This is a genomic window from Enterococcus sp. LJL51 (assembly GCF_049894025.1).
GTDB lineage: Bacteria > Bacillota > Bacilli > Lactobacillales > Enterococcaceae > Enterococcus_L.
This window is the reverse complement of sequence record NZ_JBNEQE010000001.1, coordinates 356,148-373,228: the sequence shown is the minus strand read 5'-3', so window position 1 is coordinate 373,228 and position 17,081 is coordinate 356,148. Positions and strand designations below refer to the sequence as shown.

The following is a 17,081-nucleotide window of genomic DNA, read 5'->3' as shown; positions in this document are numbered from 1 at the left end:
TTATGCCTCCTTATTTTTTCGTAGAATACGCACACCCTGAGTCGTAGAAATACCATTTACTTTATCGCCGATTGCGAGGTAATCGATAGTATAGTCTGTCTTAGCGACAAGCTTGTCAATCCACTGCTGAAACTCCAGACGAGTCATTTCCCAGCAATGGTCTGTGTGTCTCATCTGATCTTCTGCAAGACTGTAGTAATGATTGAATTCCTTATTTGGTGTGGAAAGTATCATTTGATGAATATTTTTACTTAAAACGGTTTGAATTAGCTCTTCTGCTTCTTCCAAAGGCATGTGTTCAGCAACCTCCATCATAATGATGTCAATCGGTTCTGTAATGTTTAACTGCTCCCAGCTAGCAACAGAAGAATAGAAGGAAACATTTTCCAGTTCTTTTTTTTCAGCTTTTTCCTTCGCTGCAGCAAGTACTTCAGGGTTAATATCTACAGCGTAATAAGGCTGACCATTCAAATGGTTTGTAAATGCGCCAATATAGTAGCCTTCTCCACAGCCCACATCCAATATAGGATGTTCAAAGTCAAGAAGCGACTCCGCAAAATTTCTTCTTTGGAGATTGGTACCACCAAAGCTAAAGTCAATTTCATAACGATTGGTTGTCTCTATTTGTTTTTTAAAGTGATTAAAAAGGTTCCTTCTGCTTAAAAAATGGTGGGCAAAAAGATTTCGGATATAGAATGGAGCATCCACTGCATTCAAGGAATGAACGTATTTTTGAATCAAGCCCTCTGTTTCATCCATAAATTCTCTTCCGAATAATCCTTGGAAAGCGAGAAAAAGCTGAGCAGTATGCAGTAAATCGTGAAGGGAACCTTCTGTTTGAATAATCAAGGTACCATATCCAACTGCTGTTTCTTCATAGTTGAACTGAATATCAGGAAACTGCTGTCTGAAAAAACGCAGGAAATAAGAGCGTCTAATTGCAATGAAGGGCAGTTCCAGCTGATGAAGAAATCCTTCCGTATCAGATTCCTGCTGCTTAAACGGATAGCTGAAAAATTCAGTCAACAGTGAAAGATACGCGAGCGGCGCTTGATATTGAGCGCTGTTTAGATAATGAAATTCCTCTTCCCGGTTTGGACGAAAGGATAACGAAGGGTTCCCTTGATCTGTAAAGTAAGCTAGATAGGTTTGAGCATCTGCATACCAGCCATAGCCCATGCCCTTTCGTATTTTTCTTAACTGCAGCCCGCTTTCCGGATTTTTATATAAGATATAAGATAATTTTGGATTGGTTGATGTCAGCTTGATAATTGCCATAATAGACCTCCTGTAAAAGTTTATACTTGTATCATAACGAAAACCTCCTGATCTATCTTTAAAAAAAAGTTGCGTACTGCGGAAGGTTGTGTTTACAATTAATGAAAAAGGTTGATTGAGGGTTATAGATTATGGCAAAAAAATTTCAGGAATTAGTCAAAAATTTTGATAAGATTCGAAAATATACTCGGGACTTTTATATTTACGGTTTTAAAGAGCGGGATGACTTTGTTTATGGAAGTCAAAGAGGGTACGATAATGAACGCAGAAGAATCGAAAGCTATTTATCTGAATGGATTGTAACGGAAACCGTTCATGGAAAGAAACGGGTACGCTTAGAATTAGACCCGAATAAAAGCACAGCGAATCCATTAAGCGCTGTTTGGGGGGCAAAATCCTTTACGAAGAATGACATTTTTCTGCATTTTACTTTGCTGGATATTCTGCAGGGGACTAAGGGCTGGACTGTACAAGAGATAGTTGATGAAATTGATGACAGCTACCTTTCTGGCTTTTCTGATGGCTATTTTTTAGACCCTCTGACGATTAGAAAAAAATTGAAGGAGTATACGGCTTTAGGCTTCTTCAAGGAAAAAAAGGCTGCAAGAGAATGTATTTATTTTCAGGTGCCCCCTTTAGTATTAAATGATGAGCTTCGTTTGGCTATTAGCTTCTATAAGGAAATCTTTCCTGTAGGCTTATTAGGAGATTATCTTTTGAAGGATGAACCACAGGCAACACCAATTCAGTTTAAGCACGCATTTCCAGTTCAGATTTTAGATAGTCAGGTTACGCTGCAGCTGTTAGAGGCAATTTATCAGCGGCGGGCTATTTCTTTTGAAACTGAAAAGCAGCATTTTGAAGATTTTATCCCGGTTAAATTCAGCTCAAGCTGTGAGTCAGGGCGGCAATATCTGATTGGTCGGGTCACAGGGAAAAGACATTTTTATTCAGTACGGGTCAACTTCATTTCTAATGTGAAGTTAGGCAGCGAGGCCGTCCAGTTTGAGCGTCTGCATACACAGTTTTTAGCGCAAAAGAAAATTAATTGGAATGCTGCGCTGAGCAGCAGAAGGACCCAACGGTTAAAAGTTTATCTAGCAATTGATGAAAAAAAAGAACAGTACCTAATTCGCAGGCTGGAAAAAGAAAAGCGTCAGGGAACAGTTACACACTTAGGTGAAAATGAATTTCTTTTTTCAATTGAGTTAACGGATATGGTTGCTTTAAATCCATTTTTACGAACTTTTTTTGGCCGTATTCAGCGAATTCAATGCAGCAACCGTACATGGGAACAGAAATTTTGGCAGGATTATCAGCAGATGCACGAGATGTATTTTGGAGGTGACCAAGATGAATCAATTATTTCATGAAGTCTATGGACGCTATTTTCAGATTGTCTCCAAGGTATTGGCAAAAAAAGAACGCAGTGAAGAGGAAATTCGACAGCTGGCTGAAGCTTATGGTTATGGAGAAACAGCTTTTAGTTTACTTCCCTACCTATTGTCGGAAGAAGACAATTGGCATCTGCTGAAAAAAAAGGAGAATAATTTCCAGCGGATAACGGCAAATGACAGCTTTCAGCCAACAACAAAACTAGAAAAACGCTGGCTAAAGACTATACTACAGGACCCGAAAATTCATCTCTTTTTAACAACAGAACAGTTGGCAGAGCTTAATCAGATACTTAAGGAAGAAGAGTGCTTATTTTCATTGACTGATATTGATTATTTTGATCAATTTCAGTCTGGAGACCCTTTTGAAAATGAAGACTATCAGCAGAATGCCCGGACTTTGTTAAAGGCAATTACTAGTGATGGGCTGACCACAGTAAAGTATCAGACCTTAGGTCGTGAAGAAAGCATTTGTCATACAATCAAGCCGGAAAAACTGGAATATTCACAAAAAAATGATAAGTTTCGATTAAAGGGTCAACGGTTGACAAAAAACGGCAGTTGGGAAGGAATAATCTTTAATCTTTCGGAAATCCGACAAGTAGAAATGCTGGAAAATCATGACCTGACTACTCCTCTATCAGAAAGCTTCTCTGCGAGGGAAGCAGAGAAGCAGATTGTTTGTTTGCTAAGAGATGATCGAGATACATTGGAGCGGGCAATGTTTCATTTTTCTAATTATCGTAAGGTAACGCAAAAGACAGAGAATGAAAAGGAGTATTCGCTCACTATTTATTACCCGGCACATTACGAAACAGAGCTAGTGATAAATATTCTTTCTTTTGGTCCTTTTCTAAAGGTTATTGAACCAGAGAGTTTTATCCATCAGATTCGTTACCGTTTAAAAAAGCAAAAGGAACTGCTTTTTCCAAATGGGATTATAGATTAAACAGAAAAAAGCGGCAATTGACTTCCTTAAGTCAAGTTGCCGCTTTTTTTGGTTTTATAGTTTAGCACCCATTGACTCAGGTGGCTATTGTCAATGACCTGCTTAGTTAGGACCTATTTATAACTCGTTTTTACTGCTTGAGAGCTGAATAAGTTCGTTCTGCTAATTAAGAAGAATGTTTACTTGCCGGGTCGAGACGATGCTCAATCATGCCGAGCACCCAATCAGTAATAATTGCCATTAAGGCAGTAGGAACTGCACCAACCAAGATAATGGAGGTACCGTCTGTCGCATTTGTACCGCGAATAATAATGTCCCCTAACCCTCCGGCACCAACAAAGGCACCGATAGCAGTAATTCCAATGGCTACGACTAAGGCATTGCGTATTCCTGCCATAATAACAGAAACAGAGAGAGGCAGTTCAACCATGAACAAGCGTTGAATTTTTGTCATGCCCATACCTTTTCCTACGTCGAGAATATTGTTATCCACTTGTCTCATCCCTGTATAGGTGTTCTTGATGATGGGCAGTAAAGAGTATAGGAAAACTGTAACAATAACAGTATTTACTCCAAGTCCTAAGCCCAGCATCAAAATAGAGAGCATTGCTAAAGAGGGGACAGTTTGAATTAGGTTGGCAATGCTGATTATCCAGCCTGCCAGCTTTACTCGGCGGGAAATAAAAATCCCGATGGGAATCCCAATCGCTGCGGCAAAGAGAACACCGTATACGGAAATCAGAAAATGTCGAACGACCTGACTGAATACATAGCTGCCGTTTTGGCTAAAGTAATAAAAGAACTGCTCGAAAAGATTCATATCTTGTAAATTCGTCATTTTTTCCCACCTCCGTCAGATTCAAAGTAATGGTTCTCACGTAAAAAATTCTCTGCCACAATTGCTGGTTCCATTAAGTCATTATCTGCCTGAAAGTTTAATTTCTGCATTTTTTCTGTAGAAATCTTACCTGAAAGCTTACCAAGAATTTCTTTTAATTCCGGGTTGTCTTTCAAAATGGCATCTGTGGCCACAATACTTGCATCATATGGTGGAAAGAATTTTAAATCATCTTCCAGCATAACAAGATCATAGCTGCCAATACGTCCGTCGGTAGAATAGCCTAGCACGACATCCATTTTTCCAGCAGCAACAGCATCGTAAACTAAACCAATCTGCATTGGAAAGACACGTTTGAAGTCAAAACCATATTCTTGAGTAAATCCTTCATACCCATCTCCTTTACGGTCAATCCAAGAAGTATCAGCACCGGCAGTCAGTTGATCTGCGACGTTCTTCAAATCGCTGATTTTTTTTAAATTATATTTTGCAGCTGTTTCCTTAGTTACCATAAATGCATAGGTATTGGCAAAGCCGTAAGAAGGAAACCAAGTTTGTTTGAACCGTTCCTGAAACTCTTTTTCAACGATATCAAAAGCTTTTTCCGGTTCTTTTTCCGGTGGCAGCTGCAGGGTACCTGTTAAGTCTGTACCTGTATAGCGTGCTGCAGAGATACTGGTATCACCATTAATCATTGATTGATGAATAACAGTCGTAGTGGCTAGATTATTGATAATTACTGCATCCTTGTCTGTATAATGCTCAATCATGCCTTTGACTACATTTGCCAGAATCTGGATTTCGGAGGTTGATCCGCCGGCGATACTGATTGTATTCGCATCATTTCCACTTGCCAGACCAGGCAGCGAACAGCTGGATAAAGCGCCTGTGCTGAACAAAAGCAGCAGGCCTAACATAAGTTTTTTTAATTTTTTCATTCTGATTCCTCCCGTAATGCCATAGGTGTTAATTTCTTTTCCAGCAAACCTAACAGGAAATCAGCAGCTAAAGCAATTAACGCAACTGGAATGGTACCGCCAAAAATCAAATCTGCCCGATACAGGTTCAGCCCGCTGAAGATAAAGTCGCCTAACCCGCCTGCTCCGATATAGGAAGCCAAGGTTGCCCAGGCAATAACATAAACCGCAGCAAGACGAATGCCGGCCATAATCGTTGGTGTAGCAATAGGCAGTTCAACCATGAAAATTGACTGAGTATTTGTCATTCCCATCCCTTTAGCAGCATCCTTGTAATCAGCACCGACATCTTTTATACCAATATAGGTATTTCTTAAAATCGGTAATAGGGAATAGATGAATAAGGCTACGATTGCCGGGAATCTCCCAACACCAAATATAGGAATCATTAATGCCAAAAGAGCCAGAGAAGGAACCGTCTGCAGTGCACTAGTCAACCCGATGACAATCGCAGCAGTCCGCTTAGTTCTGGTTAAGAGAATTCCCAATGGAACGGCAAAAAGAATCCCTAAGGCTAATGCAACAGCGGAAATGAAAATATGCTCACCAGTCCGTGTAATCAGTTCTCCGCCTTTTTCCATTAAAAACTCATTCATGCTGCTCCACCTCCGCCTGAGCGACAGCCGCAGCTTCATCTGGAGCATTTTCTGAAGCGATAGTTGCAAGCTCTTCTTCACCCCAGATAACATCGTAGACAATATCAACCAATGAGGCTCTGGTTAGAATACCGACGACTTTCTTCTTATCACTGACCACGGGAACATATTTAATTCCTCGTTTTAAAATTCTTTGAAGTGTATCTCGAAGTAGGGAATTTTCTTTTACAAAGAAAACATCCGGATTAATAATGTCACTGACGCTGGTTGCTTTGTTGCGGCTGCGGTCAAGTGTTTCAACATCGATGAATCCTTTTAAAATCCCTTGTCCGTCAACAACCAGTAAAGTATCCACACGCTTTTCACGCATGACCTTAATGGCTTCTGACAGTGATTTTTCAGGAGTAATTGTTACCGCGTTGTGAGACATAACTTCTCCCACCGTTGTTGTATTGGATTTTGCCTGAATGAGACGATCCTCTCCGATGAGTTCTTCTACAAATTCATTGGCTGGTGCGTTAAGAATATTATCCGGTGTATCAAACTGAATTACTTTTCCTTCGCTCATAATAACAATTCGGTTAGCCAGCTTTAAAGCTTCATCCATATCATGGGTTACAAAGATGATTGTTTTTCCTAAGCGTTCCTGCAAATCCTTTACAAGATCCTGTAAAGAATCTCTAGTGATAGGGTCTAACGCACCAAAGGGCTCATCCATCAGAATGATGTCTTGGTCAGCTGCCAACGCACGAACTACGCCAATCCGTTGTTGTTGTCCGCCGGAAAGCTCATGGGGATAACGGTCCAGCATTTCACGAGGCAACTCTACCAAATCAATCATTTTTTCTGCAGTTTTATCGCGGCTGGCCTGATCGACTTTTAATAAACGGGGAACCAACGTAATATTTTCACGAATTGTCATATGGGGCATCAAACCTATATTCTGAATCACATAACCGATTTTCCTGCGCAGTTCCACCGGGTTAACAGACTGAATGTCCTTGCCGTTAATCAAAATCTTGCCTTTTGTAGGATCAGTCATTCGATTAATCATTCGCATTGAAGTAGTTTTTCCACTTCCACTGGTACCGATAAAGCAAATAAATTCACCTTTTTCAAAAGAAAGATTGACATCTTCGACGGCCACCTTGCCGCCCTTATAAATTTTGTACACATGTTGAAACTCAATCAAAACGTTCACCTCTAACTTCTTAATAGTCTCTCACTACTAGTATGCTTGAAAAAGAAACTTAAAACAACTAAGACGTATTTTTGATTTCTTATGATAAATAAAAACAATTATTAAATATGTTATTTAAAACAAAATGTTTTCAAAGATAAAATTATTAGTGAATGAATTTGACTAGTTAATTGAATAAAAAAGTATAGAAAAGGTCAAAAAAAAGACCCTAATCAGACACTTCTCCGACTAGGGCAAACAACTAATTGAGAGTAAAAATTTTTTCAAAAAAAAAGGGGGGATTCCAGCTATTTTTCTTCATAAATATTTTTTTCTATTTCCGCTCGCTGGGATTCTAGAAATGGCGGGAGAGCAAAATGTTCACCTAGGCTTTCCAATGGCTCGTCAATGGTAAACCCAGGAGCGATAGTTGCAAACTCAACCCTGTTTCCTCCCGGCTCCCGAATGTACAAGCTTTTGAAATAACCGCGACTGATAATTTTTTCAATCAGCCAGCCTTGTTCCTTAGCTTTGTGATGTAAGACATCAAGAGCGGCATCGTCCTTCACTGCAAAGGCGACATGATCCATGCTGCCTCGTCCCATGCGCATTTTTTCCTGTCCTGAAGCTTGAAGAATATCGATGAAATCTGTCTCATTCAGCATAATCCGCTGATTCTCTGTGTGCCAGCCTAGTAGTTTTTCAAAGAAAGCAGTAGTTAGCTTCGGTTCCTGCACATGAAATTCAGTGGATAATAACCCTAAAATCTGATTTAAAGGGGGAATATCTCCAGCAGTTTGAAACTTTTCTGTTAGAGGCGGCTGATTGACCTCCACTAGACGGATAGCTACTTGGTCAGGATCGTTAAAATGAAGTTCTTGTCCGAAATCCTTATAATCTATATGATGCTCTGTCAATCTGTTTTTCCAAAATGATAGGCTGTCCTTAGGAACTTTAAGTCCAATAGTGCTTAAATAATGGTCGTTGTCATAGCGCTGTCCAAGCAGTGGTACAAGAAAAAAAGTGATAACTGAACCAGGAGCACCGTAGTAGTTCCCGTAATAATCATGAATCATTCGATGGTTATCCTGATTGACAGTGTGCTTCACAAAACGCAATCCCAGCAGTTTGATATAAAAGGCCTGATTTTCTTTACTGTGTCTAGTTAATAAAGAAACATGGTGGATGAAAGGTTTCATCATATTTTCCTCCTTTAATTACACTTACTAAAAATAAGTATATAGAAATTCCGACAAATAGCCAAGAGAATAGCCTTTTACTTTTGCAATGTTTAAATTAGTCTGTAATTTTGTTTTTTTTTTAGGAAAATGTCCATGCATTATTTTTACTAAACGATCATAGCTTTAGTTGAGTTAAGTCGGGGAGATAGTATGTTTGAACCATAGTCCTAAGTTTTTCAATTTCTGCCGCTGTCAGTTGATTTTTTGGAACAGCTGTAATTACTTTTTCAGAGCGGAAGAAAAGGAAATGGTTATTTGTTTCATTAATTTTTGGAAATAATGACTAGTCTGAAAAGGAATGCGCAGTTTCCGCTCCACAGGTTACACCTGTCTCGTCAATCGTCATTTCCAATGAATCGAAAATATGCCTGTTTTCAGGATTATTATAGTAGTTCACAGCTCTTTTCTTTGGTAAAAAAAAGGTCGCAAATAGCAGAAGGGATGCAAGAGCCAGATAGCTTAGTGCTAAAATATAGTCCCGGTTCATTACGAAAACAAACATCATACAAGTAATAATAATGATTAAAGCTAAACGAATCAGCATGGAGCGTTTATTTTTTGGAGAAATTTTTTGAAAGACTGCACTAATTTCCAGCCAATCCTGCAGCTGTAAGTGATAGTTTATTTTCATTCACTCACTCCTTTTATAATAAGTATAAGCTATCTCGGTAAGGAGATACAATAATGGTTTTGAGTTAGGAGTGAAAAGTAATAAAAGGTGATGTAAAAAGACTTGAAACGAGACTTCGTAGTTTTTGTACTTGGTGTGTTAGAGGAAAAATGATAGAATAGCGGAGGATATGTAAGAGAGTGAAGGTGAACATAATGCTTAGTACAGAAGATTTTGATTTTGAACTGCCGGAAGAGCTGATTGCTCAAACACCATTGGCAGATCGAACAAGCTCCCGGCTTTTAGTGTTGGATAAAGAAACGGGAGAAATTGAGGATAAACATTTTAATGAAATCATTGAAGAGCTGAATCCTGGCGATGCCTTAGTAATGAATGATACACGTGTGCTTCCAGCTCGTCTTTATGGCGAAAAGCCTGAAACTGGTGGACACTTAGAAGTGCTGCTGTTGACGAATAAAGAAGGGGATACTTGGGAAACGCTAATCAAACCAGCCCGTCGTGCTAAAAAAGGCACACAGATTAGTTTCGGCGATGGCCGGCTGAAGGCAACGGTTATTGAAGAGTTGGATCATGGCGGTCGGATTATCACCTTTGATTACGAAGGGATTTTTCTGGAAATTTTAGAGTCGCTGGGTGAGATGCCGCTGCCGCCGTATATCAAAGAACGGCTAGAGGATCCGGAACGCTATCAAACTGTTTATGCTAAAGAAAACGGTTCTGCTGCAGCACCAACGGCCGGTCTTCATTTCACGCAGGAACTGTTGGATAAGATTGAAAAAAAAGGAGTAGTGCTTGTCTATTTGACACTTCATGTCGGATTGGGAACATTCCGACCAGTTTCTGTAGAGAACGTGGAGGAGCATGAAATGCACAGCGAATTCTATCGCTTGACTGAAGAAGCAGCTGAAAAACTGAATGCTGTAAGAGCTGACGGCGGAAAAATTGTAGCTGTAGGAACAACGTCAATTCGTACACTGGAAACAATCGGCACAAAATTTGATGGAGCAATTAAAGCCGACAGCGGCTGGACAAGTATTTTTATTACACCAGGCTACGAGTTTAAAATTGTGCAGGCTTTTTCTACTAATTTTCATTTGCCAAAATCAACATTAGTTATGCTGGTCAGTGCATTTGCTGGGAGAGAACAGACCTTAGCGGCATATCAGCATGCGGTTAATGAACGATACCGCTTTTTCAGCTTTGGCGATGCTATGTTTGTAAAATAATGAATCAAAGCAGCCGTATAAAATTCTATCAAGCAATAAACCACAGACGCTGTTCCGAGGAATAGTTAGGAGTATTTGCCGGAATAGTCAGTTTAAATAAGGAAAGTTTATCTAAGAAAAGAGGTTGTGACAAAAGTGTTCAGCTCCGAGAAATAAGAAGAATAATACGAAAATAGCTTCTCATATTTTTGAGATTATTCGGCTTATTTCCGAGAAAGCTGCTTTTGGAATACCGTTTATTCGGTTTTAGGGATGTCAAAAGTCTGGGATTTTGTTTATGTCCCAGACTCTTTTCTTAGATTTTTGTATTCAGATAGGACTGAGCTGTATTGATATTAAATAGAATATAAAAAAATATATTGTATTTTTTAAAAAATAAACTTTACTATAAGACGAAGAACGTTTATACTTATTCTTATATGATTTTTGTTCTTTTATGAAAAATCTATAGTATGACTAGACACCTTATAAATGAATATAGATTTGATTGAGATAGCGCTGGGTAAAAGACCGAACAAAAAAGCGAAAAACCGGCTAAGGTTTTTCGCCTCTTTGTATCTCAGTTAGTTCAATTTCTTCAGTGTTACAATCATCAGTGCTTCTGTTGCAGAAACAAGAAGTATGATTGAATTGATTATCCAAAAGTAGGCCACCAAATTATGAGTAGCTATTTCATAAAAGACATTGCTAAGTGCGATTAGCAATATAATCGTTACAAAGAAATGAAACTAGCCGTTGAGATAATTTTCTTTCCCCGTTTATCTCGTCCTTCTTTACTGAAAAAGAAATAGATAGAGTAAACCAGAAAAGCGATTGATAATATTACCACTAATAAGCTAGACCAATGATTTACAGGTAAATTATCGAAAAAAGATTTTAAAGAATCGGTCATACCGTGCGAGTCCTTCCCGAAGGGAGGTGTTCTAGTTTGATTCTTCTTGTGACTGGTCTGTTAATCTTTTGAAAGTAAATATTTTTTCAATAGGAACTTCAAAGACTTCAGCAATGTCATGAGCTAATAGTAAAGAAGGGTTATATCTATTCCGCTCAAGTTGAATAATTGTTTGTCTTGATACGCCTACTTTATCAGCTAATTCCTGTTGGGTCATACGCTTCATAGCTCTGTAGACGTGGATGGAACTCTCAAATGATGAGTTCTTCTTTTTTGGCAATGCAAATCCCTCCAATATTTAGATTATGGTTAAATAATAGAAAGTGCATAGTCAATATACCATATCTTTGTTTTTGTTACAAATATAATATAGCAAAAAGCCAAGCTTCTCGAATAGCTTGGCTCATTTAACTGGAAGGATCCAACATATTGAATTGTTAAACTTCTGTTACACATGTAAAGCATTACTGAATTTCTTTTTGATTCAACAAAACTTAGCTTTTCGTTCAAGGTTTGAAACTTAAAACACTATCAAGTTTATCTTGATAAATAAACATACTTTCTAATAGTTTGCACTTTTGGTACTCTACACATATAAACTGATTAAAAGGTGAATATTTTACTTCCAACAAACTTTCTTAATTCTTTGATATGATCTATTGAAACTCGAGAAATTCTTCAATATGTTGTAGTTCCTCCTTCCCTCATCTATATAATACCATTAAAAGAAAGCGTTTTCAATAAATTTATACCCTTTTTTTGAAAAAAATAAATAAACATCTATTTTACGAATTGTCCGAAAGAAAAGCGTATTTATTGATGTCTAAAAAATTTTCATGTTATAGTTAATGTATAGTACTACTATTTAAATAGGAAGAAATTGAAGTGGGGGATAGGATGGATATTTATCAGAAATCAATCGAAGATGTTGTAAAAGACAGTAAAACAGACGTGGAAAACGGGCTAACACAGAAAGAAGCAGAGCGCCGGCTGCAGGAAAACGGCGGAAACAAATTTGAGGAAGAAAAGAAGACCTCTATCGCTAAAAAATTCTTGCTTAGCTTGAAGGATTTTACAACAATTATTTTATTAGCTGCTGCAGCAATTTCGTTTTATACAGCAATTGCGACAGAGCACGGCGATTACTTTGAAGGTATTCTAATTATTGCAATTGTCATTATTAATTCCGTTTTGGCTATTGTCCAAGAAGGAAATGCTGAAAAATCCTTGGATGCATTGAAGGATATGAATAAGCAGACTAGTACGGTATTAAGAGATGGCAAAGTTGAAAGTGTGGATGCAGAGGACTTGGTAGTTGGGGACATTCTAGTATTAGAATCAGGCTCAATGATTACTGCAGATGCCCGCTTGCTGGAAGCCTCTCAAATGAGGGTGGAGGAATCTGCTTTGACAGGAGAAAGTGAACCTGTTGAGAAGGACGCAGCGTACATAGCCTCAGAAGAGGAATCTCTGGGCGATCAAATTAACATGGTATTTAAAGGCTGTACGGTTTCTAACGGCCGCGGTCGGGCAGTCGTTACCTCTACTGGTATGGATACGGAAATGGGTAAAATCGCTGGGCTTCTAAGCGGGAATGAGCAGCAGAAAACACCGCTGCAAAAGAGACTGAATCAGCTGGGAAAACGAATCAGCATTTTAGCTTTAGGTGCGGCTGTTTTAGTTTTTATTATTGGTGAGCTTCAAGGGGAGCCGATGCTTGATATGTTTATGACTGCAGTTTCGCTAGCAGTTGCTGCAGTTCCGGAGACATTGACGGTCATTGTAACACTGACGCTTGCTTATGGTGTTCAGAAAATGGCGAAAAAGCATGCGATTATTCGGCAGCTGCCCGCAGTAGAAACTCTAGGTACAGCAAATGTTATTTGTTCAGACAAAACAGGAACCCTAACACAGAATAAAATGCGGGTCCGTCGTGTCTGGTCCCGTGGGGATGAAGTAACAGACACAGAAGATGCGATGACAAACGAGGCAATGGAAGTATTGAAAATGGCCGCCTTATGTACCGATGTTACTGTTGAGAGAGAAGACGATGATTTGACTATCAAAGGCAATCCAACAGAAGCTGCCATCGTTCGGGCAGTTGAAGAAAATTATCATACAAAGGATGAGCTGGAAGAAAAATATCCGAGAATTGCAGAGTTGCCTTTTGATTCCGAACGGAAAATGATGACGACTGTCCATAAAATGGGCAAGAAATACATTTCTATTACCAAAGGAGCCTTTGATGTCTTGCTGGCTCGTTTTCGCTATGGCGATGTAGATCAGGCAGCAATTGTTAATGACCGCTTTGGTAAACGAGCTTTACGGGTAATTGCAGTAGGTTATGCAATTTATGATGAAGAGCCTCAGGAAATCACTTCTGAAGCGTTGGAAAAGGGATTGCGTTTATCTGGTTTGATTGGGATGATTGATCCGCCGAGACCAGAGAGTAAAGGAGCTATTGAAAAAGCGAGAAAAGCGGGCATTAAAACAGTAATGATCACAGGAGATCATGTAGTAACCGCAGGAGCAATTGCAAAAGAATTAGGTATTCTAACAACTAAAAAGGAAGCAATGACAGGTGCAGAGCTTCGTAAGCTAAGCGATGATGAGCTGGATGAGCGAGTGAAGGATTTGTCTGTTTATGCTCGTGTGACTCCGGAAGATAAAATTCGAATCGTTAAATCCTGGCAGCGGACAGGCGCTGTAGTTGCGATGACTGGCGACGGGGTCAATGATGCTCCGGCACTTAAAGCTAGTGATGTCGGCTGTGCGATGGGAATTACCGGAACGGATGTGGCTCAGGGTGCTTCAGATATGATTCTTACTGATGACAACTTTGCAACCATTGTTGATGCAGTTGCTCAAGGACGTACAGTCTACCGGAACATTCGCAAGGCGATTAATTTTCTTTTGAGCTGTAATGTCTCAGAGATTTTCATTGTACTTATTGCGATGCTGTTAGGCTGGGGAGCGCCCTTTACAGCTGTTCAGCTGTTGTTTGTTAATGTGGTAGCGGATGGACTTCCTGGATTTGCGCTAGGAAGAGAGCCTGCTGAAAAAGATATTATGACAGAAGCGCCAATTCCTCGGCAAGAAGGGATTTTTGCCCGCGGCTTATGGAAGAAGATTGCGATTAATGCTGCGGCATTTACAGTAGTGACCCTGTTCGGTTTCTATCTAGGAGCATTTGTTGACGGTGTTTCTCATTGGGTGAGTGCCAGTCATGAAGTAGGCCAGACAGTCGCTTTTCTAGTCTTAGCTTACTCGTCTATCCTACATGTTTTCAATGTTAGAAGTACAAAATCAATCTTCCAAGTGAAGCTTTCTTCTAATAAATCATTGTTCGAAATGGCTGTTTTAGCAATTGTCATTACGACAGTTATCGCCTTACTGCCGATCACTCAGGAATTATTCTATTTAGTCCCAATCGGATTAACCCATTGGGTACTAGTTGCAGCACTATCTATTGTTCCAATTTTTGTGAATGAAATGATTAAGTTCCACTTCTCGACAGAGGAAGAAGAGGACTAAAAAATCATGAGAAATTACTGTTGAATAATTGAAAATCAGATTATTTTTTCTACTTTTGATAATATAAGTTGCTAAATGACCTTAAGAGTATTATAGTTTAGTTCAAATGAACGTGATTGGCTGTTCCGGCTGTTACAAACAACGGCTAAAAACAGATAGTTCACAAGGTCTCAGCTTGATATTCAGCATGTTAAAAAGACCTGAATGAACGATTCTTTAGCGCGTTCATTCAGGTCTTTTATTTTGTTAGTCATTTAGTGAAACTGTTGTAGGAGGAGAAGAGTGTGAGCAAGGAGTTTAAAGCTTCAAACAATCACCGCAAGTTGACAGCTGCGGGAGTGTTGGTGGCGATGGGTGTCGTCTATGGTGATATCGGGACGAGTCCTTTGTACGTAATGAAAGCAATTGTTGGAGATAACGGCGGGATTACTGAGGTATCAGAAAACTTTATTATTGGTGCCGTCTCGTTGATTTTTTGGACATTGACGATTCTAACCACTGTAAAATATGTCATGATTGCTTTGAACGCAGATAATCATGGCGAGGGAGGAATTTTTTCTCTTTATACATTAGTAAGGAAGAGTGGTAAATATTTAATTATACCCGCAATGATTGGCGGGGCAGCACTGCTGGCTGATGGAGTATTGACACCAGCGGTAACCGTGACGACAGCTATCGAAGGCTTGCGGGGGATACCCATGTTTTTTGACCGTTTCGGTATGGATCAGAACATTATAGTCATTATCACATTAGTTATTATTCTGGTATTATTTTCTGTTCAGCGGTTCGGTACAGATGCGGTAGGAAAGGCCTTTGGTCCAATCATGTTTCTCTGGTTCACATTTTTAGGCTTAATGGGCTTAGTGAATTTCAGTCAGGATTTGACAGTGATTCGTGCATTAAATCCTTATTATGCTGTAGAGCTGCTTTTTAGCTCCGAAAATCATTTGGGGATATTTATCTTAGGAAATGTTTTTCTGGCAACAACAGGGGCAGAAGCATTGTATTCTGATTTAGGACACGTAGGCAAGAAGAATATCCGCTTTAGCTGGCCATATATAAAAGTTTGTTTGCTGCTTAATTATTTAGGTCAGGCTGCTTGGATTCTAAGTGCAAAAGAAGATCCAGCAATTGCTGCTTTGGAAAACCTTAATCCATTTTTTGAAATGATGCCCAATTCCTTAACGCTAGTGGGGGTTGTCTTTGCGACCATTGCGGCGATTATTGCTTCACAGGCGTTAATTTCCGGGTCATTTACACTAGTTTCAGAAGCGATTAAGCTAAAGCTTTTGCCTAGAATGAAAATTATCTATCCAGGAGCCAATATTGGTCAAATGTATATTCCTGCGTTGAATATGCTGCTGTGGCTGGCTTGTTCAGCTGTTGTTATCGGTTTTCGAACATCCACTCATATGGAAGCAGCCTACGGTCTATCCATCACAGTAACCATGCTGATGACCACGATTCTGCTGATGTTCTTCTTAAAACAAAGAGGAGTTCCAAGACCCTTCGTTTATCTGATTACGTTGTTTTTTGCCAGCATTGAAACGGTCTTCTTTATTTCCAGTATTGTCAAATTCTTCCATGGCGGCTATGTAGCTGTAGTCATTGCTTTGCTGATTCTAGCGATTATGACAATTTGGGAATGGGGCAACATTATCAAAGAGAAGACGGCTGATACAGTGCCGATTAGTGATTATATTGATCAGCTGGAACGGATGCGGGGAGATACGCGGATTCCAATGTATCAAACAAATGTAGTGTTTATGACGCCGGATTTGATTAGCGATGAAATCGGCCGGGCAGTCATGTACTCTATTCTAGATAAACGTCCGAAGCGGGCTAAGGTCTATTGGTTTGTGAATGTAGAAGTAACGGATGAGCCCTTTACCAAAGAATATTCTGTAGACATGCTGGGTACGGATTTTATCGTTCAGGTTCAACTATATCTAGGCTTTAGAGTAGCACAGGAGGTCAATGTTTATCTTCGTCAAATTGTTCATGATTTGATGAAGGAAGGACGTTTACCAAAACAGCCTCAGGAATATACGATTACTCCTGGCCGTGAAGTCGGCGATTTCCAATTCATTTTGATTCGGGAAGAGCTCTCAAAAGTGACAGAGCTGAAAAAATGGGACCGCCAGATTATGCAGCTGAAGCTGGCAATAAAAAAATTGACTATTCTACCAGAGAACTGGTTTGGTTTAGAGTACAGCGATGTTCGCTATGAGTCGGTTCCATTAATTATCGGAAATACGAGAAAAACACATTTAATTGAACGGTCAAGAAAAATAGAAAATCGTGATAATCGCGATTAATAAAAAAACAACTAGTAAGCTAAAAAA

At 39.4% G+C, this 17,081-nt stretch carries 14 protein-coding genes; 5 read left to right on the top strand and 9 right to left on the bottom strand.

Going from position 1 to position 17,081, the window contains the following annotated elements; translation table 11 throughout:
• Complete coding sequence (locus tag ACPWSO_RS01780) at positions 1-1,278, bottom strand: class I SAM-dependent methyltransferase (RefSeq protein WP_426081053.1); 1,278 nt, start codon at positions 1,276-1,278, stop codon at positions 1-3.
• 131 nt (positions 1,279-1,409) lie between these two features.
• Here ACPWSO_RS01780 and ACPWSO_RS01775 point away from each other — a divergent pair, with 131 nt between their 5' ends.
• Both ACPWSO_RS01775 and ACPWSO_RS01770 read left to right on the top strand, forming a co-directional pair.
• Positions 1,410-2,651 carry a WYL domain-containing protein gene (locus ACPWSO_RS01775; protein WP_426081052.1) on the top strand — a complete coding sequence of 414 codons (1,242 nt, stop codon included), beginning with the start codon at positions 1,410-1,412 and terminating at the stop codon, positions 2,649-2,651.
• Positions 2,632-3,621 carry a WYL domain-containing protein gene (locus ACPWSO_RS01770; RefSeq protein ID WP_426081051.1) on the top strand — a complete coding sequence of 330 codons (990 nt, stop codon included), beginning with the start codon at positions 2,632-2,634 and terminating at the stop codon, positions 3,619-3,621. The genes ACPWSO_RS01775 and ACPWSO_RS01770 overlap by 20 nt, the downstream gene beginning before the upstream one ends.
• Positions 3,622-3,787: 166 nt before the next feature.
• Here the strand turns inward: ACPWSO_RS01770 and ACPWSO_RS01765 are convergent, their stop codons facing one another.
• The 7 genes from ACPWSO_RS01765 to ACPWSO_RS01735 all read right to left on the bottom strand — a co-directional run bounded on the left by ACPWSO_RS01765 (position 3,788) and on the right by ACPWSO_RS01735 (position 9,084).
• Positions 3,788-4,459 (bottom strand): ABC transporter permease, encoded by a 672-nt coding sequence (locus tag ACPWSO_RS01765; protein WP_426081050.1) that lies wholly within the window; start codon positions 4,457-4,459, stop codon positions 3,788-3,790.
• Entirely contained in the window at positions 4,456-5,397 is a 942-nt protein-coding gene (locus ACPWSO_RS01760) for an osmoprotectant ABC transporter substrate-binding protein (protein ID WP_426081049.1), read from the bottom strand. The genes ACPWSO_RS01765 and ACPWSO_RS01760 overlap by 4 nt, the downstream gene beginning before the upstream one ends.
• Entirely contained in the window at positions 5,394-6,032 is a 639-nt protein-coding gene (locus ACPWSO_RS01755; RefSeq protein WP_426081048.1) for an ABC transporter permease, read from the bottom strand. The genes ACPWSO_RS01760 and ACPWSO_RS01755 overlap by 4 nt, the downstream gene beginning before the upstream one ends.
• Complete coding sequence (locus tag ACPWSO_RS01750; protein WP_426081047.1) at positions 6,025-7,224, bottom strand: betaine/proline/choline family ABC transporter ATP-binding protein; 1,200 nt, start codon at positions 7,222-7,224, stop codon at positions 6,025-6,027. Before ACPWSO_RS01750 ends, ACPWSO_RS01755 begins: the two co-directional genes overlap by 8 nt.
• A 296-nt stretch (positions 7,225-7,520) precedes the next feature.
• Entirely contained in the window at positions 7,521-8,411 is an 891-nt protein-coding gene (locus ACPWSO_RS01745; RefSeq protein WP_426081046.1) for a VOC family protein, read from the bottom strand.
• Positions 8,412-8,568: 157 nt separating this feature from the next.
• Entirely contained in the window at positions 8,569-8,721 is a 153-nt protein-coding gene (locus tag ACPWSO_RS01740; RefSeq protein WP_426081162.1) for a YcxB family protein, read from the bottom strand.
• A 15-nt stretch (positions 8,722-8,736) separates the two neighbouring features.
• Complete coding sequence (locus ACPWSO_RS01735) at positions 8,737-9,084, bottom strand: hypothetical protein (protein ID WP_426081045.1); 348 nt, start codon at positions 9,082-9,084, stop codon at positions 8,737-8,739.
• A gap of 194 nt (positions 9,085-9,278) precedes the next feature.
• Here ACPWSO_RS01735 and queA point away from each other — a divergent pair, with 194 nt between their 5' ends.
• The gene (gene queA / locus ACPWSO_RS01730) at positions 9,279-10,310 is read left to right on the top strand and encodes a tRNA preQ1(34) S-adenosylmethionine ribosyltransferase-isomerase QueA (RefSeq protein ID WP_426081161.1); all 1,032 of its coding nucleotides are present in this window, start codon (positions 9,279-9,281) and stop codon (positions 10,308-10,310) included.
• A 923-nt stretch (positions 10,311-11,233) separates the two neighbouring features.
• On the opposite strand, the gene ACPWSO_RS01725 is transcribed toward queA, so the two are convergent.
• On the bottom strand, positions 11,234-11,482 hold the full coding sequence (locus ACPWSO_RS01725; protein WP_426081044.1) for a helix-turn-helix transcriptional regulator: 249 nt from the start codon (positions 11,480-11,482) through the stop codon (positions 11,234-11,236).
• Between the two features lie 617 nt (positions 11,483-12,099).
• Between ACPWSO_RS01725 and ACPWSO_RS01720 the strand changes: the two genes are divergently transcribed.
• Both ACPWSO_RS01720 and ACPWSO_RS01715 read left to right on the top strand, forming a co-directional pair.
• The gene (locus tag ACPWSO_RS01720; RefSeq protein ID WP_426081043.1) at positions 12,100-14,736 is read left to right on the top strand and encodes a cation-translocating P-type ATPase; all 2,637 of its coding nucleotides are present in this window, start codon (positions 12,100-12,102) and stop codon (positions 14,734-14,736) included.
• Between the two features lie 350 nt (positions 14,737-15,086).
• Positions 15,087-17,054: a KUP/HAK/KT family potassium transporter gene (locus ACPWSO_RS01715; RefSeq protein ID WP_426081160.1), complete on the top strand. Its 1,968-nt coding sequence runs from the start codon at positions 15,087-15,089 to the stop codon at positions 17,052-17,054.
• Positions 17,055-17,081 lie beyond the last annotated feature (27 nt).

Bases quoted from the DNA above. Each gene is read 5' to 3' on its own strand.
- ACPWSO_RS01745 (WP_426081046.1), bottom strand. From the start codon at position 8,411: ATGAAACCTTTCATCCACCATGTTTCTTTATTAACTAGACACAGTAAA.
- ACPWSO_RS01755 (WP_426081048.1), bottom strand. From the start codon at position 6,032: ATGAATGAGTTTTTAATGGAAAAAGGCGGAGAACTGATTACACGGACT.
- ACPWSO_RS01715 (WP_426081160.1), top strand. From the start codon at position 15,087: ATGGGTGTCGTCTATGGTGATATCGGGACGAGTCCTTTGTACGTAATG.
- ACPWSO_RS01770 (WP_426081051.1), top strand. From the start codon at position 2,632: ATGAATCAATTATTTCATGAAGTCTATGGACGCTATTTTCAGATTGTC.
- queA (WP_426081161.1), top strand. From the start codon at position 9,279: ATGCTTAGTACAGAAGATTTTGATTTTGAACTGCCGGAAGAGCTGATT.
- ACPWSO_RS01735 (WP_426081045.1), bottom strand. From the start codon at position 9,084: ATGAAAATAAACTATCACTTACAGCTGCAGGATTGGCTGGAAATTAGT.
- ACPWSO_RS01720 (WP_426081043.1), top strand. From the start codon at position 12,100: ATGGATATTTATCAGAAATCAATCGAAGATGTTGTAAAAGACAGTAAA.
- ACPWSO_RS01780 (WP_426081053.1), bottom strand. From the start codon at position 1,278: ATGGCAATTATCAAGCTGACATCAACCAATCCAAAATTATCTTATATC.
- ACPWSO_RS01765 (WP_426081050.1), bottom strand. From the start codon at position 4,459: ATGACGAATTTACAAGATATGAATCTTTTCGAGCAGTTCTTTTATTAC.
- ACPWSO_RS01760 (WP_426081049.1), bottom strand. From the start codon at position 5,397: ATGAAAAAATTAAAAAAACTTATGTTAGGCCTGCTGCTTTTGTTCAGC.
- ACPWSO_RS01775 (WP_426081052.1), top strand. From the start codon at position 1,410: ATGGCAAAAAAATTTCAGGAATTAGTCAAAAATTTTGATAAGATTCGA.